Source organism: Rhodococcus sp. SORGH_AS_0301 (genome assembly GCF_030818285.1).
In the GTDB taxonomy this organism is placed as follows: domain Bacteria; phylum Actinomycetota; class Actinomycetes; order Mycobacteriales; family Mycobacteriaceae; genus Rhodococcoides.
On record NZ_JAUTAC010000002.1, the window covers coordinates 1,329,472 to 1,351,431 of the forward strand.

At 69.8% G+C, this 21,960-nt stretch carries 19 protein-coding genes; 14 read left to right on the plus strand and 5 right to left on the minus strand.

The annotated features are described in order from the left end of the window. Positions 1-176 precede the first annotated feature (176 nt). The 3 genes from ctaD to QE397_RS06940 all read left to right on the plus strand — a co-directional run bounded on the left by ctaD (position 177) and on the right by QE397_RS06940 (position 4,081). Positions 177-1,964: a cytochrome c oxidase subunit I gene (ctaD, locus tag QE397_RS06930; protein ID WP_027507042.1), complete on the plus strand. Its 1,788-nt coding sequence runs from the start codon at positions 177-179 to the stop codon at positions 1,962-1,964. A gap of 81 nt (positions 1,965-2,045) precedes the next feature. Further along, positions 2,046-3,296, plus strand: a complete 1,251-nt coding sequence (gene serB / locus QE397_RS06935; RefSeq protein ID WP_027507041.1) for a phosphoserine phosphatase SerB — start codon at positions 2,046-2,048, stop codon at positions 3,294-3,296. Further along, positions 3,293-4,081, plus strand: a complete 789-nt coding sequence (locus QE397_RS06940; protein ID WP_373425216.1) for a peptidyl-tRNA hydrolase — start codon at positions 3,293-3,295, stop codon at positions 4,079-4,081. The genes serB and QE397_RS06940 overlap by 4 nt, the downstream gene beginning before the upstream one ends. A gap of 1 nt (position 4,082) precedes the next feature. Here the strand turns inward: QE397_RS06940 and glgX are convergent, their stop codons facing one another. Continuing rightward, positions 4,083-6,248, minus strand: coding sequence for a glycogen debranching protein GlgX (gene glgX, locus QE397_RS06945; protein ID WP_307092514.1), 2,166 nt, complete (start codon positions 6,246-6,248; stop codon positions 4,083-4,085). 43 nt (positions 6,249-6,291) lie between these two features. Here glgX and QE397_RS06950 point away from each other — a divergent pair, with 43 nt between their 5' ends. From QE397_RS06950 to QE397_RS06970, 5 genes are read left to right on the plus strand one after another with little or no spacing between them, the layout of a single operon-like run. Then, a complete protein-coding gene (locus QE397_RS06950) occupies positions 6,292-7,128 on the plus strand; it encodes an ABC transporter ATP-binding protein (RefSeq protein ID WP_027507055.1) in 837 nt (278 codons plus the stop codon). Next, on the plus strand, positions 7,125-7,943 hold the full coding sequence (locus QE397_RS06955) for an NUDIX hydrolase (protein WP_307092515.1): 819 nt from the start codon (positions 7,125-7,127) through the stop codon (positions 7,941-7,943). Before QE397_RS06950 ends, QE397_RS06955 begins: the two co-directional genes overlap by 4 nt. A 10-nt stretch (positions 7,944-7,953) precedes the next feature. After that, a complete protein-coding gene (locus QE397_RS06960) occupies positions 7,954-8,733 on the plus strand; it encodes an enoyl-CoA hydratase/isomerase family protein (protein WP_307092517.1) in 780 nt (259 codons plus the stop codon). A 33-nt stretch (positions 8,734-8,766) separates the two neighbouring features. Further along, positions 8,767-9,777 (plus strand): class I SAM-dependent methyltransferase, encoded by a 1,011-nt coding sequence (locus QE397_RS06965; RefSeq protein ID WP_027507036.1) that lies wholly within the window; start codon positions 8,767-8,769, stop codon positions 9,775-9,777. Positions 9,778-9,784: 7 nt separating this feature from the next. Then, positions 9,785-10,972 (plus strand): class I SAM-dependent methyltransferase, encoded by a 1,188-nt coding sequence (locus tag QE397_RS06970; RefSeq protein WP_307092519.1) that lies wholly within the window; start codon positions 9,785-9,787, stop codon positions 10,970-10,972. On the opposite strand, the gene QE397_RS06975 is transcribed toward QE397_RS06970, so the two are convergent. After that, entirely contained in the window at positions 10,957-12,282 is a 1,326-nt protein-coding gene (locus QE397_RS06975; RefSeq protein ID WP_307092521.1) for a PQQ-binding-like beta-propeller repeat protein, read from the minus strand. The genes QE397_RS06970 and QE397_RS06975 overlap by 16 nt on opposite strands. Positions 12,283-12,408: 126 nt before the next feature. Here QE397_RS06975 and QE397_RS06980 point away from each other — a divergent pair, with 126 nt between their 5' ends. Continuing rightward, a complete protein-coding gene (locus QE397_RS06980; protein WP_027507033.1) occupies positions 12,409-13,152 on the plus strand; it encodes an acyltransferase in 744 nt (247 codons plus the stop codon). A gap of 1 nt (position 13,153) precedes the next feature. Here the strand turns inward: QE397_RS06980 and QE397_RS06985 are convergent, their stop codons facing one another. Genes QE397_RS06985 through QE397_RS06995 form a run of 3 tightly spaced genes read right to left on the minus strand, consistent with a single transcriptional unit; the run spans position 13,154 to position 16,721 of the window. After that, positions 13,154-14,401 (minus strand): glycosyltransferase family 4 protein, encoded by a 1,248-nt coding sequence (locus QE397_RS06985; protein WP_307092523.1) that lies wholly within the window; start codon positions 14,399-14,401, stop codon positions 13,154-13,156. Then, positions 14,398-15,906: a glycoside hydrolase family 57 protein gene (locus QE397_RS06990; protein WP_197027857.1), complete on the minus strand. Its 1,509-nt coding sequence runs from the start codon at positions 15,904-15,906 to the stop codon at positions 14,398-14,400. Before QE397_RS06990 ends, QE397_RS06985 begins: the two co-directional genes overlap by 4 nt. A gap of 29 nt (positions 15,907-15,935) precedes the next feature. Beyond that, positions 15,936-16,721 (minus strand): bifunctional 2-polyprenyl-6-hydroxyphenol methylase/3-demethylubiquinol 3-O-methyltransferase UbiG, encoded by a 786-nt coding sequence (locus QE397_RS06995; RefSeq protein WP_051613650.1) that lies wholly within the window; start codon positions 16,719-16,721, stop codon positions 15,936-15,938. A gap of 256 nt (positions 16,722-16,977) precedes the next feature. Here QE397_RS06995 and QE397_RS07000 point away from each other — a divergent pair, with 256 nt between their 5' ends. From QE397_RS07000 to QE397_RS07020, 5 genes are all read left to right on the plus strand, one after another. Next, positions 16,978-17,778: an electron transfer flavoprotein subunit beta/FixA family protein gene (locus QE397_RS07000; RefSeq protein WP_307092525.1), complete on the plus strand. Its 801-nt coding sequence runs from the start codon at positions 16,978-16,980 to the stop codon at positions 17,776-17,778. 50 nt (positions 17,779-17,828) lie between these two features. After that, positions 17,829-18,785, plus strand: coding sequence for an electron transfer flavoprotein subunit alpha/FixB family protein (locus QE397_RS07005; RefSeq protein ID WP_027507028.1), 957 nt, complete (start codon positions 17,829-17,831; stop codon positions 18,783-18,785). Positions 18,786-18,909: 124 nt separating this feature from the next. After that, positions 18,910-19,749, plus strand: a complete 840-nt coding sequence (locus tag QE397_RS07010; RefSeq protein WP_307092528.1) for a GNAT family N-acetyltransferase — start codon at positions 18,910-18,912, stop codon at positions 19,747-19,749. Continuing rightward, positions 19,746-20,657 carry a lysophospholipid acyltransferase family protein gene (locus tag QE397_RS07015; protein ID WP_307092529.1) on the plus strand — a complete coding sequence of 304 codons (912 nt, stop codon included), beginning with the start codon at positions 19,746-19,748 and terminating at the stop codon, positions 20,655-20,657. The genes QE397_RS07010 and QE397_RS07015 overlap by 4 nt, the downstream gene beginning before the upstream one ends. A gap of 70 nt (positions 20,658-20,727) precedes the next feature. After that, positions 20,728-21,936 carry a cysteine desulfurase family protein gene (locus QE397_RS07020; protein ID WP_056445477.1) on the plus strand — a complete coding sequence of 403 codons (1,209 nt, stop codon included), beginning with the start codon at positions 20,728-20,730 and terminating at the stop codon, positions 21,934-21,936. Positions 21,937-21,960 lie beyond the last annotated feature (24 nt).

The following is a 21,960-nucleotide window of genomic DNA, read 5'->3' on the forward strand; positions in this document are numbered from 1 at the left end:
GTGGAGGCCTTCGGAAGAGGGCCTCCCGCGGGCCGGAAAATGCGACACCCGGGTGGAAGTACGACACTTCGTAGGACCCGTGCCGCAGTTCGTGTGTCATGGGGTTACGATCCATAGAGCGCACGAATTTCATGCGTCCACCTCGGGCACGGGGAGACGCGCTTTCAGGAGGATCAGTGACTGCCCTAGCGCCCCAGCCAGTCCCCGAGCTGACGGCTTCACGGCCGTACCCGCCCCGTATGGGGCCCAAGGGATCGTTCATCCACAAGATGGTGACGACCACCGATCCGAAGACGCTCGGGATCATGTACATGGTCACGTCGTTCGGCTTCTTCTTGTTCGGTGGCGTCCTCGCCCTGCTCATGCGTGCGGAGCTCGCCCTCCCGGGCATGCAGTTCCTGTCGAACGAGCAGTACAACCAGCTCTTCACCATGCACGGCACGATCATGTTGCTGCTGTACGCGACGCCCATCGTGTTCGCGTTCGCCAACTACATCCTCCCGCTGCAGATCGGTGCGCCCGACGTGGCGTTCCCACGTCTGAACGCGTTCAGCTACTGGCTGTACCTGTTCGGCGCACTCATCGCCTCGGCGGGCTTCATCACCCCCGGTGGCGCTGCAGACTTCGGCTGGACGGCCTACACGCCGCTCACCGACGCCGTGCACTCGCCGGGCGTGGGCGCGGACTTCTGGATCATGGGCCTCGCGCTCTCGGGCCTCGGCACCATCCTCGGTGGCGTGAACATGATCACGACGGTCATCTGCCTGCGTGCCCCGGGCATGACCATGTTCCGGATGCCCATCTTCACCTGGAACATCTTCGTCACGATGATCCTCGTGCTGCTCGCCTTCCCGCTGCTCACCGCGGCACTGCTGGGACTGGCGGCCGACCGACACCTGGGTGCGCACCTGTTCGATCCGGCCACGGGCGGTGTGTTGCTGTGGCAGCACCTGTTCTGGTTCTTCGGTCACCCCGAGGTGTACATCATCGCGCTGCCGTTCTTCGGCATCGTGTCGGAGATCTTCCCGGTCTTCTCCCGTAAGCCGCTGTTCGGTTACACGGGCCTGATCTACGCCACCATCGCCATCGCGGCGCTGTCCATCGCCGTGTGGGCCCACCACATGTACGCGACCGGTGCGGTGCTGCTGCCGTTCTTCTCCTTCATGACGTTCCTCATCGCCGTCCCGACGGGTGTGAAGTTCTTCAACTGGATCGGCACGATGTGGAAGGGCCAGCTGACGTTCGAGACGCCGATGCTGTTCTCGGTCGGCTTCCTGGTCACGTTCCTCTTCGGTGGTCTGTCCGGTGTGCTGCTCGCCAGCCCGCCCATCGACTTCCACGTCACCGACTCCTACTTCGTGGTGGCGCACTTCCACTACGTGCTGTTCGGCACGATCGTGTTCGCGACCTACGCCGGTATCTACTTCTGGTTCCCGAAGATGACGGGCCGGATGATGGACGAGGCTCTCGGCAAGTGGCACTTCTGGGCCACCTTCGTCGGCTTCCACGCCACGTTCCTGGTGCAGCACTGGCTCGGCGCCGAGGGATTCCCGCGTCGCTACGCGGACTACCTCCCGTCCGACGGCTTCACGGTGCTCAACTCGATCTCGACGGTCGGTGCCTTCGTCCTCGGCGCCTCGACGTTGCCGTTCCTCTGGAACGTCTTCAAGAGCTACCGCTACGGCGAGGTCGTCACGGTCGACGATCCGTGGGGCTACGGCAACTCCCTGGAGTGGGCGACCAGCTGCCCGCCGCCGCGCCACAACTTCGTGGAGCTCCCGCGTATCCGCTCCGAGCGCCCCGCGTTCGAGCTGCACTACCCGCACATGGTCGAACGCATGCGAGACGAAGCGCATGTGGGACCGGGCCACGGTGGAGGCAAGACCACCGAGGTGCTCGAGCAGGCACGCCGCGCGCCGATCGCGACCAGCGATCACGAAGGTTCGGGCGACCGCGACAAGTAGTCCTCTCGTTCCACGACCGTTCCAGCGACGAGCCCCTCTCCTCACGGTGAGGGGCTTTTCGTGTGACAAGGAGATACCTCGATGGTGGAGACACCACCCCCGCCGACGTCCGTGCTCGTGACGGTCACCGGCGGTGACAAGCCCGGTGTCACATCCGTGCTCTTCGCCTCGCTGGCGCGACACGACGTCAGCGTCGTGGACGTGGAGCAGGTGGTCATTCGCGGTCGCCTGACGCTCGGTGTCCTGGGCAGTTGCCCCGGGGACGTCGAGAGTTTGCAGGAGCACCTCGAGGAGGCCATGGGCACGGTGGGTGTCCACGTCGACGTCGAGGTCGGGGGAGCGCACGGTCGTTCGCCCCTCTCCACCCACGTCGTCGTCGTGCTGGGACGGCCCGTCACCGCGCGAGCCATCAGCGTGCTGTCGAGCGAACTCGCGCGACAGGGCGCCAACATCGACTCGATCCGCGGTATCGCCGACTACCCGGTGACGGGACTCGAGCTGTTGGTCTCGGCCCGTCCGCAGGAGGAGGGCGGGCTGTCGAGCGACGAGGCCGACGAGGCGTTGCGGTCGGCGCTCGCGACCGTGGCTGCCGGAGTCGGTATCGACGTCGCCGTCGAACGGTCCGGACTGGCTCGTCGAGCGAAGCGCCTCATCGTGTTCGACGTCGACTCGACGCTGGTGCAGGGCGAGGTCATCGAGATGCTCGCGGCGCGGGCCGGAGTCGAGGACGAGGTCCGAGCCGTCACCGAGGCGGCCATGCGAGGCGAGATCGACTTCGCGGAGTCACTGCACCGTCGAGTCGCGACCCTCGCCGGGTTGGACGCATCGGTCATCGACGACGTCGCCGAGGATCTCGAGCTCACGCCGGGCGCGCGCACCACCATTCGGACGTTACGACGACTCGGCTATCACTGCGGCGTGGTGTCGGGCGGTTTCCGGCAGGTGATCGAGGGCTTGGCGCACGAGCTCGAACTGGACTTCGTGAAGGCGAACACCCTGGAGATCGTCGACGGCAAGCTCACCGGGCGCGTGATCGGCGATGTCGTCGATCGCGCGGCGAAGGCGGTGGCGCTGCGCCAGTTCGCCTCACAGGTCGGTGTGCCGATGGAGCAGACGGTGGCGGTCGGCGACGGTGCCAACGACATCGACATGCTCACCGCGGCGGGTCTCGGCATCGCCTTCAACGCGAAGCCGGCGCTGCGCGAGGTCGCGGACGCGGCGCTGTCCTATCCGTTCCTCGACGCGCTGCTCTTCGTCCTCGGTGTCACCCGCAGTGAGATCGAGGCCGCCGACTCCCTCGACGGCGGGGTTCGCCGCATCCCCATCCCGTGATCGACGAGGGTCCCCTGGAGGACGTCCGGCCGTCCACCCTCGAGGAGCGCCACGCGGTGCTGGTGGCCGGGACGAGTGCGGCCAGTTCCTACGGCTCGCGAGTCGATCCGCCCGATCCTGTCGACGTGCGCGCGATGCCGCTGGTGCTCCACATCCCCAAGGTCGATCCGCCGGCCCGGTCCGACCTGCTGGCCGCGGCGGCGTCCGCGACGCTGCAGGTGTGCCTGGACGAGCGCATCGCCCCGGGCGGTCCCTGGCACGAGGAGTACACGGCGTGGCTGGGTGCGCGGATCCGCAAGGTGTCCCGTCGCGCGCGGGGCGCGCAGTGGACGGCGGCGCAGGAGGTGGACGGCGTGACCGTCGACGTGGGCGGGGCGTCGGCTCGGGCCTATGTGCCGTGCCGTGTGGGTGATCTGGACCCGAGGCTGCGCAAGCTCCAGGTGGGAGGCACCGACCTGCCGGCCGACGACCCGGGATCGCACGCCGAGGGTGCCGTGCGGCTCTGGGTGGACGCGGAGCTCGAGATGACCGTCGGCAAGACCGCCGCCCAGGTGGGACACGCCGTGATGCTCGCTGCCGGTGCCATGACGGTCGAGGACGTCCGGGCGTGGCAGGACGCGCAGTGGGCCGTCAGCGTCCGTGATGCCGATGCCGAGACCTGGTCTCGCCTCGTGGCCGAGTGCGAGCGCGGCACCGCCGTCGGCGTGCGGGACGCGGGCTACACGGAGGTCGCCCCCGGGTCGATGACCGTGATCGCCGAGCTGGACGTCCCGCGCACCGCCTGAGTCAGGACGGGATCGTCGAGATGTAGACGAGCACGATCGGACCGGCCACTCGGACGGTGCTTCCCGCGGTGACGGGCGACGCGTCCACCGGTCGACCGTCGGGTGTCGCGGAGTCGAAGACGGGAACGTAGCCGGGAGCCTCGTTCGGCCCGTGTCGACGGTGATCGGGGAGGACGATGTTCGCATCGCCTCCCGAGTGCACCACCAGCAGAGCCGAATCGAAGGTCTCCGCCTCGACCCCTGCGTGTCGGAGCGCGGGGATGCGCACGTCGGATCCGTCGACCCAGGCCTGCAGGGTACGGGCGTGATCGTCGTTCCACCGATCGCCGACGATCTCGGCCCCGTCGTGGTCGAACCACATGAGATCCGGTTCGCCGCTGGGTGTGTCACGACCGGCGAAGAACTCCTGTTGGCGCAGAACGGGTGCCGATCGACGCAGCCGCAGTGCTCGTCCCAGAGTCGCCGTCAGGGCGTCGTCCCGTCTCGACCAGTCGATCGCGTGCGCATCCGCGGCCGATGTTCCCTGCGGCACGCAGTAGGCATTGTTGTTGCCGTGCTGCGTGTGTCCCAGTTCGTCGCCGGCCAGGAACATGGGTGTCCCGGTGGACAGGGCCAGGGTCGACAGCAGCGCACGCACGTGTCGATCGCGCGCCGCGAGCACGGCGGGGTCCTCGGTCTCGCCCTCGACGCCGTGATTCACCGAGAGGTTGTTGTCGGTGCCGTCGCGGTTGGACTCGCCGTTGGCCTCGTTGTGCTTGGCGGTGTAGGACACCAGGTCTCGCGCGGTGAAGCCGTCGTGAGCGGTGACGAAGTTGACGGACGCCCACGGCCTGCGTCCGGTCGGCGCGAACAGATCCTCGGATCCCGCGAGGCGGGACGCCAGCTCACGCACACCGCCGTGCCCGGCGAAGAAGCGGCGCAGCGTGTCTCGGTAGCGGTCGTTCCACTCGCTCCACACGCCGCCGAACCCGCCGACCTGGTACCCGGGCCCGGTCGCGTCCCACGGCTCGGCGATCAGCTTGGCACGGCACAGGATCGGGTCGGCGGCGATGGCGCTCAACATCGGGGCGTGCGGATCGAAGCGCCATCCGCCCGGCCTGCCCAGAGTGCTGGCGAGATCGAAGCGGAAGCCGTCGACCCCCAGTTCGGTGACCCAGTACCGCAACGAGTCGCAGACCATCCGGACGACGGCCGGGGACGCGGCGTCGACGGTGTTGCCGCATCCCGTCAGATCGATGTCGTGACCGCGGGCGTCCAGCAGGTAGTACCCGCGCGCGTCCAGGCCGCGCCACGAGAGGGAGGGGCCGTCGACACCGCCCTCGCAGGTGTGGTTGTAGACGACGTCGAGGATCACCTCGATACCCGCCTCGTGCAGCGTGTCCACCATCGTGCGGAACTCGGTGACCTCGGCGCCGGGGACCGAGGCGTACGACGGTTCGACGGCGAAGTACGAGCCGGTGCTGTAGCCCCAGTGGTTGCGCATCCCTCGGGCGCGCACACCGGGTTCGGTGAGGCACGCGTGCACCGGAAGCAGTTCCACCGCCGTCACGCCCAGCGTACGAAGGTGCTCGAGCACCGCAGGGTGAACGAGTCCGAGGTAGGTGCCGCGCAGATTCTCGGGGACGTCCGGATGGGCGCCGGTGAACGACCCGACGTGCACCTCGTACACGACGGTGCGGTCCCAGTCGGTCTCGAGTCGCGGTGCGTCCGAGGCCGGCAGGGGAGCGGTGACCACCGCGAGGGGAGCGTGTCCCAGCGAGTCGACCGTCGACTGCGGTCCGAACGGGTCGTCGCGATACGGCAGGAGGGCTCGCGCGTCGCCGAGGCTGCCGACGATGCGCCGTGCGTAGGGGTCGAGAAGGATCTTGTGCGGATCGAACCGGTGACCGGCCTCGGGATTCCACGGTCCGGAGACGCGGTAGCCGTAGACGGATCCGACGCCGGCCTCGGCGACCACACCGTGCCAGATGCCGTACGTGCGCTGGGTGAGGAGGTGACGCGACTCCCGTGAGTCGGGGCCCGACCCGTCCACCAGACACACCTCGACGGCGTGCGCGTCGGGTGCGTGCACGGCGAAGCAGACGCCGCCCTCCACGGGGTGGGCGCCCAGCGGGAAGGGCCTGCCCGACGCGGCGGCGGACTTCGGTGAGTTCTGTTCGTGCGACACGCGTGCTGATCCTGCCGTGGATGCACCCCGCGCGTGCGGGAAGATGGAAGGCGTGTCCTCTCCTGACCCAGACCTGCTCGTCGAACTCGCCGATGTCTCCGTCGTCCGCGGAGGGACGACCCTCGTCGGCCCCGTCTCCTGGAACGTGGAGCTGGACGAGCGGTGGGTGGTCCTCGGACCGAACGGTGCGGGCAAGACCACGCTGCTGCGCGTCGCCGCGGCGGAGATCTACCCGACCTCCGGCACCGCGCACGTGCTCGGCGAGACGCTCGGGCACGTCGACATCTCGGAACTCAAGCCGCGCATCGGCCTGTCGTCCTCTGCTCTCGCCGGACGCATCCCGTCCGACGAGGTGGTGGCCGATCTGGTCGTGTCGGCGGGGTACGCGGTGCTCGGTCGCTGGCGTGAGAAGTACGACGAGGTGGACGACGAGCGTGCGGTCGACATGCTCGAGACGGCCGGTATCGAGCATCTCGCTCGCCGGACCTTCGGGACGCTGTCCGAGGGCGAACGCAAGCGTGTCCTGATCGCCCGCGCTCTGATGACGGACCCCGAGTTGCTGCTGCTCGACGAGCCGGCCGCGGGTCTCGACCTCGGAGGCCGCGAGGATCTCGTCGCCATCCTCACCGACCTCGCACTCGACCCCGACGCCCCCGCGACGGTGCTGATCACGCACCACGTGGAGGAGATCCCACCGGGCTTCACCCACGCGATGCTGCTCAAGGAGGGCGGAGTCGTGGCGCAGGGTCTCATCGACGACGTCATCACGGAGGAGAACCTGTCCACCGCGTTCAGTCAGGCCATCGCCCTCGAGCGCACCGACGGGCGCTTCTTCGCGCGGCGCAAGCGGTCGCGGTCGTCCCATCGGCGAGCGCGGTGACCGAACCGGTCGCGCTGCGGGACGCCTCCACCGTCATCCTGCTGCGCGATGCGCCGGCAGGGCTCGAGGTCTTCCTGCAGCGGCGAGTCGGACGGATGGCGTTCGCCGCCGGCATGACGGTCTTCCCGGGCGGCGGTGTGGATCCGACCGATCGCACGCCCGCGGACGGGGAGGACCGGTGGGCCGGCCCGTCACCCGCGTGGTGGGCGGCACGGTTCGGCACCGACGACGACGCCGCGGCGCGGGCCCTGGTGCTCGCCGCGGTGCGCGAGACCTTCGAGGAGTGCGGTGTCCTGTTCGCCGGGCCCGACGCGCACACCGTCGTCGCGGACACGTCCGATCACGCCGACCGGCGTCGTGCCGTCGAGAATCACGAGATCTCGTTCGGTGAGTTCCTGGCCGAGACCCGCCTGGTGGTGCGCTCCGATCTGCTGCGCCCGCACGCCCGTTGGATCACGCCCGAGGGCGAGACGACCCGTCGGTACGACACCCGCTTCTTCGTCGCGGCGCTCCCGTCCGGGCAACGTCCCGACGGCGAGACGTCCGAGGCCGTCGACGCCGCGTGGGTGCGGCCCGCGGATGCCCTCGACGAGTTCCGTCGCGGCGACCGCATGCTGATGCCGCCCACCTGGGCGTGCCTGCGGCATCTCGCCGGTCACGGGTCGGTGGCCGAGGCCATGGCCGCAGAGGCCGATCTGGCGCCGGTGCAGCCCGTCATCAGCGGATCGGGTGGATCCGTGCGGGTGAACTTCGACGGCGCCGACGAGTATCGCGCCGACCTCCCCCCACGCGCCGAGCGGACGTCGAACGGCTAGCGTGCTGGCCATGGCTGAATTCGTGACTCTCGACGTGACCGACGGCATCGGCACCATCCGGCTCTCCCGGCCGCCGATGAACGCTCTGAACCGCCAGGTGCAGGGTGAGCTCCTCAAGGTGTCGCGGGCCGCCGCCGAGGATCCGGACGTCAAGGCGGTCATCGTGTACGGCGGTGAGAAGGTGTTCGCCGCCGGCGCGGACATCAAGGAGATGGCGGAGATGTCCGCGGGCCAGATGACCGACGCGATCGGCGCTCTGCAGGCCGGTCTCGGAGCGATCGCGTCCATCCCGAAGCCCACCGTCGCCGCCATCACCGGATACGCCCTCGGCGGCGGTCTGGAGGTCGCCCTCGGTGCCGATCGCCGCATCGCGGGCGACAACGCGAAGCTCGGCGTCCCCGAGGTGCTGCTCGGCGTCATTCCCGGCGGTGGCGGCACCCAGCGACTCGCCCGGCTGATCGGCCCGAGCCGCGCGAAGGACATGGTGTTCACCGGCCGTTTCGTCGGGGCCGAGGAGGCGCTCGCCGTCGGTCTCGTGGACGAGGTGGTGGCCCCCGATGCCGTCTACGAGGCGGCGCGCACGTGGGCCGGTCAGTTCGTCCGCGGTGCCTCGCGCGCCCTCGCCGCAGCCAAGGCGGCGATCGACGAGGGTCTGGACACCGACCTCGCGACGGGCCTGAAGATCGAGGCGCACGTCTTCGCCTCGCTGTTCGGAACCGAGGACCGCGCGATCGGCATGGCGTCGTTCCTCGAGAACGGCCCGGGCAAGGCCGACTTCACCGGCAACTAGCCTCCCGCACTCGTTCAGATAGGGTTCCCTTCCATGACCGCTCGTGAACCGCACACCGACACCGCCGCCTCGACCGCACCGTCGGATCCGGCGCCGCGCCCGCACGCGAGTGCCGAGGAAGTGCAGGCCGCACGGTCGGACACCAAGCTGGCCCAGGTGCTCTACCACGACTGGGAAGCGGAGACCTACGACGACAAGTGGTCGATCTCCTACGACCAGCGCTGCATCGACTACGCCCGCGGCCGTTTCGACGCGGTGGCCGGATCCGAGGCCCTGCCGTACGGTCGCGCGCTGGAACTGGGCTGCGGTACCGGCTTCTTCCTGCTCAACCTCATGCAGAGCGGCGTCGCCGCGACCGGGTCGGTCACGGACCTGTCGCCGGGCATGGTCAAGGTCGCGCTGCGCAACGCCGAGAACCTGGGCCTCGACGTGGACGGCCGCGTCGCCGATGCCGAGACCATCCCGTACGAGGACGACACGTTCGATCTCGTCGTCGGTCACGCGGTGCTGCACCACATCCCGGACGTGGAGCAGTCTCTGCGCGAGGTGCTGCGCGTGCTCAAGCCCGGCGGCCGGTTCGTGTTCGCGGGCGAGCCGACGACGGTGGGCAACTTCTACGCGCGGTGGCTGGGGCGTCTCACGTGGGAGGCCACGACCCGCACGACGCGGTTGCCGTTCCTCGCGGACTGGCGTCGCCCGCAGCAGGAGCTGGACGAGTCGTCCCGTGCCGCGGCACTCGAGGCCGTCGTCGATCTGCACACCTTCGACCCGACGGAGCTCGAGAACATCGCCGTCGCCGCCGGTGCGGACGACGTGCAGGCCAAGACCGAGGAGTTCGCCGCAGCGCTGCTGGGCTGGCCGGTCCGCACCTTCGAGGCGGCGGTGCCGGCGGAGAAGCTGGGTTGGGGCTGGGCGAGGTTCGCGTTCAACGGCTGGAAGTCGCTGTCCTGGCTCGACGAGAACGTGCTGCACCACGTCGTGCCCCGTGGCTACTTCTACAACGTGATGATCACGGGCACGAAGCCGGACACCGGCGCGCTCTGACGCGTCGGTGGGATACTCGTTCGACCTCGACGACGTCGAGTACCTGGCCGGGGCGTCCGACGCGCTGGCCGCGGTCGGTGACCGTGCGCTGACACCCGCCACGCTGGTCTCGGACATCGGCCGGATCCGCAGCGCCTTCGGTGACCGCGCCGCCGCGCTGATCGAGACGGTCACCCTGCGCCGCAAGGCCGCGACCAAGCTGCCGTTCGCCGGAACGTGGTTGGTCACCGACGACGCGGTGCAGCAGGCCACCACCGAACAGGTGTCCCGGCACCGGGCCGAGCGGCTGCGCGGACGTCGCATCCACGACGTCACCTGCTCGATCGGCACCGAACTGCACACCCTGCACTCGGTCGCGGACATCGTGGTGGGCAGCGATCTCGATCCGGTGCGGTTGGCCATGGCACGACACAACGTTCCCGACGTGGCCGTGCTGCGTGCCGACGCGGTGGTCCCCACCACGCGCGGCACCGTCGTCGTCGCCGACCCCGGCCGCCGCGCCGGCGGCCGCCGCCGTCACGACCCCGCAGCCCTCGAACCCCCGCTTCCGGACCTCCTCGACGCCTATGCCGGCCGCGACCTGGTGGTCAAGTGCGCACCGGGTCTCGACGTCGACCGTCTCGACCTCACGAGCCGACACACGCGGGCCGAGGTCGAACTCGTCTCCCTCGACGGCGCCGTCCGCGAGGCGTGCCTCTGGCTGGGGGAGGTGGCGGACCCCGCTGTGCGTCGCCGTGCGACGGTGCTCCGGTCGGACGGTTCCGCGTGGGAGGTGACGGACGCCGACCCGGACGCCATCGACGACGATCGTGCCCCTGGCAGGTACATCGTCGATCCCGACGGCGCCGTCGTGCGGGCCGGTCTCGTGCGCCACTACGCCGCGAGACATGGACTGTGGCAACTGGATCCACGCATCGCGCACCTCACGGGAGACGCGATACCGGAGGGGACGACGGGCTTCGAGATCCTCGACAGGTTGCCCTTCACCGAGAAGGTGTTGCGCAAGCGGCTCGCGGAGCTGGGATGCGGGTCGCTCGAGATTCTCGTCCGCGGCATCGACGTCGATCCCGCGTTGCTGCGCCCCCGGCTCGATCTCCGGGGCACCGTGCCGCTGGGGCTCGTGATCACCCGGATCGGGCGCTCGGGGGTGGCCTTCGTGTGCGGGCCGCGTACCGGGCCTCAGCGGAACGAGTAGAGGGATCCCAGCGCGGTCGGGACGACCACCTCGCCGTCCGAGCCGACGACGACTCCGGGGCTGTAGCCCTCGGCGCCGGGGAGCGCGTCGGTGTCGACCGTCTCGCCGGTGGCCGTGTCGAAGGTGACGAGTGCGAGCCCGTCACCGTCGCCGACCACCGTGTAGCCCGTGGTGCCACCCGCCAGTGCGGAGGAACCCTGTGTCACGAGATCTGGCCGCTCCCAGACCGTTTCGGGTCGCTCGCCCGCATCGCGGATCGCCCGCAGATGCGACCCCGCGCCGCCCGCGGGGACGATGGTGCCGTCCGCAGCGACGGACACACTTCCTGCCGCGCGGTCACCGACGAAGTAGGACCAGATCTCGGAGCCGTCCTCGGTGGAGTACGCACGCACGGTGCCCTCGACGTCCGTGAGGTACACACGGTCACCGTCGGGTGACACCACGGGGCTCGACGTCACGGCGGCGGGAAGCAGGGGCGACGACCACGCCTCGGTGAGGCCGGGGGAGTCCCCGCCGGTGTAGGACAGCGCCACGAGCTGGGGAGCGATGGCGCCGGTGCGCCACAGGACGAGGTAGACGGTCGAGGACTCCAGATCGACGGCCGGTGCCGCCGCGACGGCGCAGTCCGGCCCACCGCCCAGGCAGGCCAGCAGACCGTCGTCCGCGGGCCGCAGCGTGGTGTTCGGCGCGTCCAGGGGCGTGGGATTGGGGTTCAGGTCCAGTACGGGTGCGACCGCGTTCCCGGTCTGGTTGCTCAGCACGTTGATCTGACCGAACTGGGTGACCACCAGGACGTTGCCGTCGGGCAGGAACTGCGGGGTGCGCGGTACTCCGTAGACCGGTGTGCGCCAGCGCAGTTGACCGTTCTGGTTGATCGAGCTCATGCTGCCGTCGTCACCGGCGTAGAGGTTGGACGCCGAGTCGGCGACCGCGGTCGACGAGACGCCGGAGGGTCCGAGCGAGTTGCAGAACCGCTTGCGTCCGGTCTCGCCCTGGAACGATCCGAGCGCGCAGCCGGCGTCTCCGGTCATCGTCACCGTGATCTGACCGTTGGGCGCGACGGAGGGACGTGTGGACGTCGGAGCGCCGAGAGGGCGGGTCCAGTCGAGAGCGAGGGAGCGACTGCCCTCGGTGGTCACGGAGGCGGAGTTGTGGGCGTCGGCGAGACCGCCGCGCCAGCCCTCGTCGCCCAGGATGTCGATGGGCCCGGAGTCACTGCCACAGGCCCCGAGGGCGAGGGCGCCGACCGCGAGGAGAGCGGCACCGGCTCGACGAGTGCGCACCGAGGTACGCGGGTTCTCGTCGTGCATGCACTCTCCTGATGTCGGGTGATCGGCTCGCACGAGACTAACGGCTGAAACGATGCGTCACGGTTCCGACCCCCGGTGGTCGGCCCCCGGGTTCCCTGCGGCGGCGCCGACAGTAATGTGCCGCCCATGACCAGCATGTGGAACGCGCCGTTGCGCACCCGGTGGCGAGGATCGCGGCGACGTGACCCCGACCAGGCGCGCTTCCTCACGCTCGCGTCGCTGCGCTGGGTGATCGGCCACAAGGCGTACACGCCCTGGTACCTGGTGCGGTACTACCGCCTCGCGCGTTTCAAGGCCGCGAACCCGCACGTGGTGCTGCGCGGAATGGTGTTCCTCGGCAAGAACGTCGAGATCCACGCGACGCCCGAGCTGGCGCGACTCGAGATCGGTCGCTGGGTGCACATCGGTGACGGCAACGCGATCCGCTGCCACGAGGGGTCGCTGCGCATCGGTGACAAGGTGGTGTTCGGCAAGGACAACGTCGTCAACACCTATCTCGACATCGAGATCGGTGCGTCCACCCTCGTCGCCGACTGGTGCTACATCTGCGATTTCGATCATCGGACCGAGGACATCACGGTGCCGATCAAGGATCAGGGCATCGTCAAGTCGCCGGTGCGGATCGGCCCGGACACGTGGATCGCCGCGAAGGTGACCGTGCTGCGGGAGACCGTCGTCGGTCGCGGCTGCGTCCTGGGCGCGCACGCGGTGGTCAAGGGTCACGTGCCCGACTACGGGATCGCGGTCGGCGCACCCGCACGAGTGGTCCGGAACCGTCGCACCGACTGGGAGGCCGGCGCGGAGGACCGCGCGGCGTACGTCGCCGCACTGGAGGACATCGCCCGCAAGAAGTCGCTCGGGAGCGAGTGACTCAGTCCCGTTCGGGCAGTGGACGTTCGCTGATCGTGGGCCTGCCCAGCGGAAAGCGCACCCGGCGCTTCGCGGTGGAGTAGACCGTGGCGGTCTCGCGGGCCACGGAGTGCCAGTCGAAGTCGGACGTGAGTCGCGCACGTGCCGCGTCACTCCGGGTACGTGCCGCAGCGGGGTCGTCGAGTGTGCGCCGCACCGCCGTCGCCAAGGAGCCGACATCGCCGGGAACGAAGGACATCCCGGTGACGCCGTCGACGACGGCTTCGCCCAGGCCGCCCGCGGTGGAGGCGACGAGCGGTGTGCCGGCCGCGGCGCCCTCGAGGGCGATGATGCCGAAGGGCTCGTATCGACTCGGCAGCACCAGCGCGTCCGCCCGGTGCAGATGCCCGAGAACGCCGTCGTGGCCGAGGGATCCGACGAACGTCACCGCCCGGCGCACCCGGTGCACACGCGCCAGATCGACGAGGTGGTCGAGCTGGGTCCCGTCGCCGACGACGGTGAGCGTGGTGCCGGGGTGCGTCCGTCGGACACGCGGGAGTGCCGCTATCAGATCCTGCACCCCCTTCTCGTACTCCAACCGACCCACGAAGAGCAGGGACGGGGCGCCGGTGCGCGCCGCGCGAGGACGGTACGTCCAGGTCCGGGTGTCGATGCCGTTGCGTATCACGTGGACCGGGGACGGAAGCGGACCGAAGAGGCGGACCACCTCGTCCTCCATTCCCGCGGAACACGTGATGATGGAATCGGATTCGTGCGCCAGCCACCATTCCACGGAGTGCACCTGGCGGTTCACGCGGCCGGAGACCCATCCGCTGTGGCGTCCGGCTTCCGTCGCGTGGATCGTCGAGACCAGCGGGACGTCGTAGTACTCGGCGAGCGCGATCGCCGGGTGCGCCACCAGCCAGTCGTGGGCATGGACGACGTCGGGAACCCACCCCTCGCCGATGCCGGGCTTGGAGAGTGCGAGGCCGGCGCGCACCATCGCGTGACCCATCGCGAGCGTCCACTCCAGCATGTCCACTCCGAAGGTGAAGTGCGCCGGATCCTCGGCCACGGCGACGACGAGCACGCCCTCGGCGACCGAGCTCACGGTGGGGTGGGTCGCCGCGTCGGAACCCGTGGGGCGGCGGGAGAGGACCACCACCTCGTGTCCGGCCGCGGCCAGTTCCACCGCGAGATGGTGGACGTGGCGACCGAGGCCGCCGACCACCACGGGCGGGTACTCCCACGAGATCATCAGGACCTTCACGCCCGCACCTCCCGACCCGTCGGTTGCAGACGCCGCGCATCGAGGTCCGGGAACAGATCGTCCGCCTGGTTCCACCCGGATGCAAGGTCGGCGGCTCGTGCGTGATGCCCGTGCACGCGGGCGTCGGCGATCTCGCGCACCGCGTGAGCGTGCTTGTGGGCGCGGTCGCGGGCGTACTGCGCGGCCGAGTCCTTGCTCACCATGAAGGCCCAGTCGCTCGAGACGGTGAGCATCGTCTCGCGCAGTATCTGGTCCGCGACACGGTCTCGCAGACCGCCGGGGGGTGCCGCGTCGACGGCGTCGAGCGCGGTGGCGGTGACCTCGGCGTTGAGATCGACCAGGTCGCAGACGGGATCGCCCGCCCACACCCGCCAGTCCTTCCCGCTGCCCCAGGAGGTGTCCGGGAGTTCGACGGGGTCACCGACGTAGCCGTCTCGCTTCGCGCCCGCGAGTGTCCCGACGCGGATGCCGGCCTCGGGGAGCGCACGCAGGATGCCGGCCAACCATGCCGGACCCTCGTGCCACCAGTGTCCGAAGAGCTCGGTGTCGAAGGCGGCGACCACCAGTGCCGGGGACCCGGTGCGCGCGTGTTCGGAGCGCATCCGGCGGCGAACCACGTCGACGAAGTCCTCGACGTGCGAGCGGACGGCTGCTGCGGCGCGCTCCGGTTCGTACGGTGCCTTGTCCGGGCCCGCGACGCTTCTGCCGGTGACCCGGGACGGCTTCAGCCCGGTGTCGTGGTCGTAGGTGTGGAAGTCGCGGTACGCGGAATGACCGGGATAACCGGACTTCGGTGACCACACGCGATAGCTGACCGGGAGATCACGACCGAACGCGACGACGTGGGTGTCGCCGACCGGACGGCCGCACGTCGTGTCTCCGTGCAGAGCCGGGCCGTCGACCATGAAGTGTCCGACGCCCGCGGCGGCGTAGTCGAGTTCCATCCCTGCGGTGAAGGCGCACTCGGGTGCCCAGATGCCCTCGGTGCCGCGGCCCCACCGGCGTACGGCGTCGGCGCGTCCCTCGCGGAGCGCGAACGTCCGCAGTCGTGGGTCGAGCAGAGGTTGGAACGGGTGCATCGACGGCCCACCGAGCAGTTCGACGGCGCCGGAGTCGGCCAGTTCGCGCAGTCGGGGGGCGCCGCCGTGGCGCCAGCGGGTCTCGAACTCGTGCAGAGCGGCAGCCGATCGCCGGTGTTCGCGGTGACCGAGCGCGCGGCGGTCCGGGTCACGGGACCCGGCGGCTTCGGCGGCGCGGAGCTGCCAGTTGCCGAGCCAGTGATGCATCCCGTCGAGGCTGTACGGATCGTCCAGTTGGGCGGCGAGTACCGGGGTGACGCCCAGGGTCAGCAGATCGGTGCGGCCCTCGTCGGCCAGGGTCCGCAGTTCGCGGACCACGGGCAGGTACGAATCTGCCCACGACTGGTAGAGCCACTCCTCCCCGACGGGCCACCGCCCCTGGTGGGCGAGCCACGGGAGATGGGAGTGCAGGACGAGCGCGAACATGCCCGGTTCGTCGGCCGAGGTCGCGCTCGTCACGTGCTGGACGGTTTCCGGGCCACCGCGACGAGATCCAGGCTCTCGTCGATCGCCTCGGCGTGGATGTCGAAGTCGTCGACGGTGATGCCGGCGACGTCGGAGACGAGGGTCGCGGGCCACGGCTCACCGGCGAGCGCGCGGTCGATCTGCGCGTCGATGAACGATCCGCCGTGGGTCGCGTCGAGTGCGCGCAGTCGCTCGCCGTGATGCACGCCGGTCATCGAGTCGATCTCGAATCCCGTGTCGGACAGCAATTCCCGTAGTTCCGCGGCTGCGAGCTCGCGGGTGTGGAAGGGGTTCAGCGGGGTGTCCCGGCCGGGGGAGAACGTGATGCGGTTGGGAGTGCTGACGAGGAGGACGCCGCCGGGAACCAGAACCCGGAGGCACTCCCGCAGGAACTCGGCCTGGTCCCACAGATGTTCGATCACCTGGAAGTTGACGACGACGTCGACGCTCTCGCCGCGCAGCGGCAGCATCGCGAGGTTGCCTCGGGTCATGGCGACCGACGGGTACCGGCGAGCGACGTGTTCGGCGGCGCTGCGGTCGTAGTCGAGACCGATCACCCGTGTCGCCGTCCGCGCGATCATGTCCGCGCCATAGCCCTCGCCGGAGCCCGCCTCGAGCACCACTCGGTCGGCGCAGGCCGGTGCGAGACGGCGGTACACGACCTCGTGCCGACGGAACCAGTAGTTCTCCTCGGCGATGCCGGGCACGGTGCGCTCGCCGGTGAGCGGGAGGGGTGTCTCGGTCGACACGGTCGTGTCGGTCGCGGCGTCGTTCATCCGGGCGACAGTAGTTCCCACCTGCCCGGTCGAGCGACGCCGGTCGGCGGTCCGAGGGGCCCCGGGGGGTGATTTCTCGGCCCGACAGGAGTAAGTTACCCATCAGTAACCACGAATGGGGTAACGTCCGTGACACGTCGGTTCCGGGGCTTCGGCCCACCGCGCGCAGCGTGAACTCCGAATACGTTTCGGGCCCCGCGCTACGAGATCAAGACCTGATTCACCGAGACAGGACACAGGAGGTCGACGAAGACCCATGACGAACATCGTCGTACTGATCAAGCAGGTTCCCGACACGTGGTCCGAGCGCAAGCTCTCGGACGGCGACTACACGCTCGACCGCGACGCGGCCGATGCCGTGCTCGACGAGATCAACGAGCGCGCCGTGGAGGAGGCACTCCTGATCAAGGAGCGCGACGGCGGCGAGGTCAAGGTTCTCTCGGCAGGACCCGACCGCGCGACCGAGGCCATCCGCAAGGCCCTCTCCATGGGCGCGGACAGTGCTGTGCACGTCAACGATCCGGCCATGCACGGTTCCGACGCCATCCAGACCGCGTGGGCTCTCGCTGCCGCACTCGGCCAGGTCGAGTTCGAGAACGGTGAGGCCGCAGATCTGGTCATCGCCGGCAACGAGGCGACCGACGGCCGCATCGGCGCGGTCCCTGCCATCATCGCCGAGTACCTCGGCATCCCGCAGCTGACCCAGATGCGCAAGCTGGTCGTCGCCGACGGCAAGGTCAGCGGCGAGCGCGAGACCGACGAGGGCATCTTCGGCCTCGAGGCGGATCTCCCCGCGATCGTCAGCGTCACCGAGAAGATCAACGAGCCGCGCTTCCCGTCCTTCAAGGGCATCATGGCCGCCAAGAAGAAGACGGTGCAGGTCCTCACCCTCGCCGACATCGGCGTCGATCCGGAGACCGTGGGCGTCGCGAACGCCGGCACCACCGTCACCACGGTGACCCCGAAGCCGCCGAAGACCGCTGGTGAGCGCGTGAACGACGAGGGCGACGGCGGAACCAAGGTCGCCGAGTACCTCGTCTCGCAGAAGATCATCTAGATCCCCGTCACCAGCACACATTCGTCTCACTGCAGTACAGGAGAAACACCATGGCAGAGGTACTCGTACTCGTCGAGCACGCAGACGGGGCACTGAAGAAGGTCACCAGCGAGCTCATCACGGCCGCCCGCGTTCTGGGTGAGCCGTCCGCGGTGGTCACGGGAGCGCCGGGCACCACCGACGCGATCGCCGCCGCACTCACCGAGGCCGGCGCCGCGAAGATCTATGTCGCGGAGTCCGCCGACGTCGACGGCTTCCTCGTCACGCCCAAGGTCGACGTGCTGTCGTCCCTGGCCGAGTCGGTCTCGCCCGCCGCGATCCTCACGTCGGGTGGCATCGAGGGCAAGGAGGTGGCGGGTCGTCTCGCCGCTCGCCTCGGTGCCGGACTGCACCAGGACGTCGTGGCGATCAACGCCGACAAGTCCGCCACGTACTCCATCTTCGGTGGCGCGTTCACCGTCGAGGCGAAGACCAACGGCGACGTCCCGGTCATCTCGCTCCGCCCGGGTGCCATCGACGCCGAGCCGCAGGCCGGTGCCGGTGAGCGTGTCGACGTCGAGGTTCCCGCGCAGGAGGAGGCCGTCGTCAAGGTCACCTCGCGTGAGCCCGTCGCCGGCGGCGACCGCCCCGAGCTCACCGAGGCGTCGGTCGTCGTCTCCGGTGGTCGCGGTGTCGGCAGCGCGGACAAGTTCTCCGTCGTCGAGGACCTGGCCGACTCGCTCGGTGCGGCCGTCGGCGCGTCGCGTGCAGCCGTCGACTCGGGCTACTACCCGGGCCAGTTCCAGGTGGGTCAGACGGGCAAGACCGTCTCGCCCCAGCTGTACGTCGCGCTCGGCATCTCCGGTGCGATCCAGCACCGCGCCGGCATGCAGACGTCCAAGACGATCGTCGCCGTCAACAAGGACGAGGAAGCACCGATCTTCGAGATCGCGGACTTCGGCGTCGTGGGCGACCTCTTCGACGTCACGCCTCAGCTCGCCGAGGCAGTGAAGAAGCGCAAGGGCTGATCCCCTCAGCAGTACCCGAGAGCCCCGCTACCGTTCGTCGGTAGCGGGGCTTTCGTCGTTCGTGCACCTTCCGGTCACGTCGTGTTGTGAGTGCCGTCGAGTGGGCTCGATAGATCTATGTGCCATGACATCAGATGTGTGCGACTCGGCACCGACCGTCATCACCCCGTCCTCGGCCGACGAGCACGTGCTCGTCTCCGACAAGCACCACTCACTCGTTCTCGGATCCACCCCGGAACACGTGCTCGCGGCGCAGCGGTTGCGCGCCACCGTGTTCGGCTCGGAAGCGGGGTACGAGTCGACCGCCTTCGACGGCGGCCTCGACGCCGACCGCTTCGACGACCACTGCGATCACCTGCTCGTCGTCGACAACCGCACCGGCGATCGTGTCGGCTGCTACCGCATGCTCACCCCGGACGGTGCGGAGCACGCCGGCGGGTACTACACGGCGACGGAGTTCGACATCAGCGAACTGCGTGCACACGAGTTGCGGACGGTCGAGATGGGTCGTGCGTGCGTCCTGGAGGGCCATCGATCCGGCTCGGTGCTGGCGCTGATGTGGTCCGGGATCCTCCGGTACATCGACCTCGGTGGCTACGACCGGGTGATGGGCTGTGTGTCGGTCCCCATGGCACTCGGCGACGGGGAGCCGGACGGCGCGCACGTCAAGGGCGTGTACGACCTCGTCGAGAAGCGGCACCGCTCCGAGGTCCGCGCGTACCCCCGCACCCCCGTGCGCGTCGACGGTGTCGCCCTCGCCGACATGACGGCGCCCGCCCGCACCTCGGTGCCGGCCCTGATGCGCGGCTATCTGCGCATGGGCGCCTCGATCTGCGGGGAGCCGGCCCACGATCCCGATTTCGGCGTCGCGGACTTCGTCACCCTCCTGCACATGAAGGACGCCAACGTCCGCTATCTCGACCGGCTCCGCTCGGCCGCGGCGACCGCGGAGTCGCACGCGTGACGACACACGCCTGGATGCCCGCCAGCCCGTGCGGGACGGGGTGCCATCCGGCGGTCTCGGCGACCGTGGGCACCGCACGCGTGGTGGTGCGCTGCGTCCTGGTGGCGGTGCTGCTCGCCGTGGTCCCGCTCCTGCTGGCGGGCCGGGTGTTGCCGGCGGGCGGTCGACGCGCCGCCGCACGTGCCGGAGCCAGGGGACTCCTCGGCGCGCTCGGTGTCCGGGTGACTCTGGACGGCGACCGCACGGCCGAGCCCACCGGCGTCGGAACGCTCGTCGTCGCCAATCACGTGTCCTGGACGGACGTCCTGGTGCTGGCAGCCTGTTTCCCGTGCCGCTTCGTCGCCCGCGCGGACCTCGTGGACTGGCCCGTCCTGGGTCTGCTCGCACGCATCGTGCGGGTCGTCCCCATCGCCCGTGAGCGACTCCGCTCCCTGCCCGGCACCGTCGACGAGGTGACCGAGGCTTTGCGATCGGGAGCCACGGTGGTCGTCTTCCCCGAGGGCACCACCTGGTGCGGAACCGCCTACGGATCGTTCCGTCCCGCCCTGTTCCAGGCGGCCATCGACGCCGGTGCGGTGGTGCGGCCGATCGCGGTCACTTACCGCGACGTCGACCACCGTCCGACGACGGCCACCGCCTTCGTGGGCGACGAGACCATCGGCGAGTCGATGTCGAGGATCCTGCGGCTGAAGGGCGTCCGTGCCGCCGTGCGGGTGTGCGAGGACATCGCGCCCATCGACGATCGTCGACTGCTGGCGCGCAGCGCGGAGTTGGCCGTGCGCCGACACCAGGACGAGACGGCAGTTCCGCCCCTGCGCGTCACCCGCACGCGACTGCCGCGCCGGGATCGGCTCGCCCAGCCGGTCCGCCTCGGTGAGTACGCCGGAACCGTCGTGCGGGCGAGCTGACGCACGGCAGTTCGGGCGTGCTCGCGCGGGGGAGAGGCGAGGTCCGCGACCGGTTATCCTGGACCACGTCATGCCACAGCCCCCACGTGTGCCCGGAACGCCGGTGTACCTCGATCATGCCGCGACCACTCCGATGGTCCCCGCGGCGATCGAGGCGATGACGGAGATCCATCGGACCGTGGGAAACGCGTCGTCCCTGCACGGATCGGGGCGCACGGCCCGCCGCCGCATCGAGGAGTCGCGGGAGTCCATCGCCGCGGCGCTGGGCGCTCGTCCGTCCGAGGTCATCTTCACCTCCGGCGGCACCGAGAGCGACAATCTGGCGGTCAAGGGCATCTTTTGGGCACGCCGAGCGCGTGATCCTCGTCGCGTCCGCGTGATCACCAGCTCGGTCGAGCATCACGCCGTGCTCGATGCCGTGGAGTGGCTCGAACGTCACGAGGGCGCCGCGGTCTCCTGGTTGCCGGTCGAGGCCGACGGCCGCGTCCTCCCGTCGACGCTGCGCCGAGAACTCGAGCTGCACGCCGACGAGGTGGCCGTCGTGTCGATCATGTGGGCGAACAACGAGGTGGGCACCATCATGGCGATCCGCGAACTCGCTGCCATCGCGGCCGAGTTCGACGTGCCCATGCACAGCGACGCGGTCCAGGTGGCCGGTGTCCGTGAGCTCGACTTCGCGTCCAGTGGTCTCTCCGCGCTGTCCATCGCGGCACACAAGTTCGGCGGACCCCAGGGCGTCGGCGCGCTGCTGCTCGGACGCTCGGTGCCCTGCGAATCACTGCTGCACGGAGGCGGTCAGGAACGCGACGTCCGGTCCGGGACGCCCGACACGGCAGGTGCCGTGGGCATGGCGGCCGCCCTCGACGTCGCCGTCGCCGGACGGGCCGACACCGAGGCGCGGCTCGTGGCGTTGCGCGAGCGTGTCATCGAGGGTGTCCTCGACGCGGTGCCCGGCGCGTCGGTCAACGGTGCCCGCGGCGCGGACAGACTCCCCGGCAACGTGCACGTCACGTTCCCCGGATGCGAGGGCGATTCACTGTTGATGTTGCTCGACGCCTCCGGTGTCGAGTGCTCGACGGGATCCGCGTGCACGGCGGGTGTCGCGCGGGCGAGCCATGTGCTGCTGGCGATGGGCGTCGATGCGGCCGATGCCCGCGGATCACTGCGGTTCTCCTTGGGCCACACCAGCACCGACGCCGATGTCGACGCACTGCTCGAGGTCCTGCCGCGCGTCGTCGAACGTGCGCGGGCCGCCGGCATGGCGTCCAGTTCGAGATGACGAGAACGTCGAGACGAGAAGAGT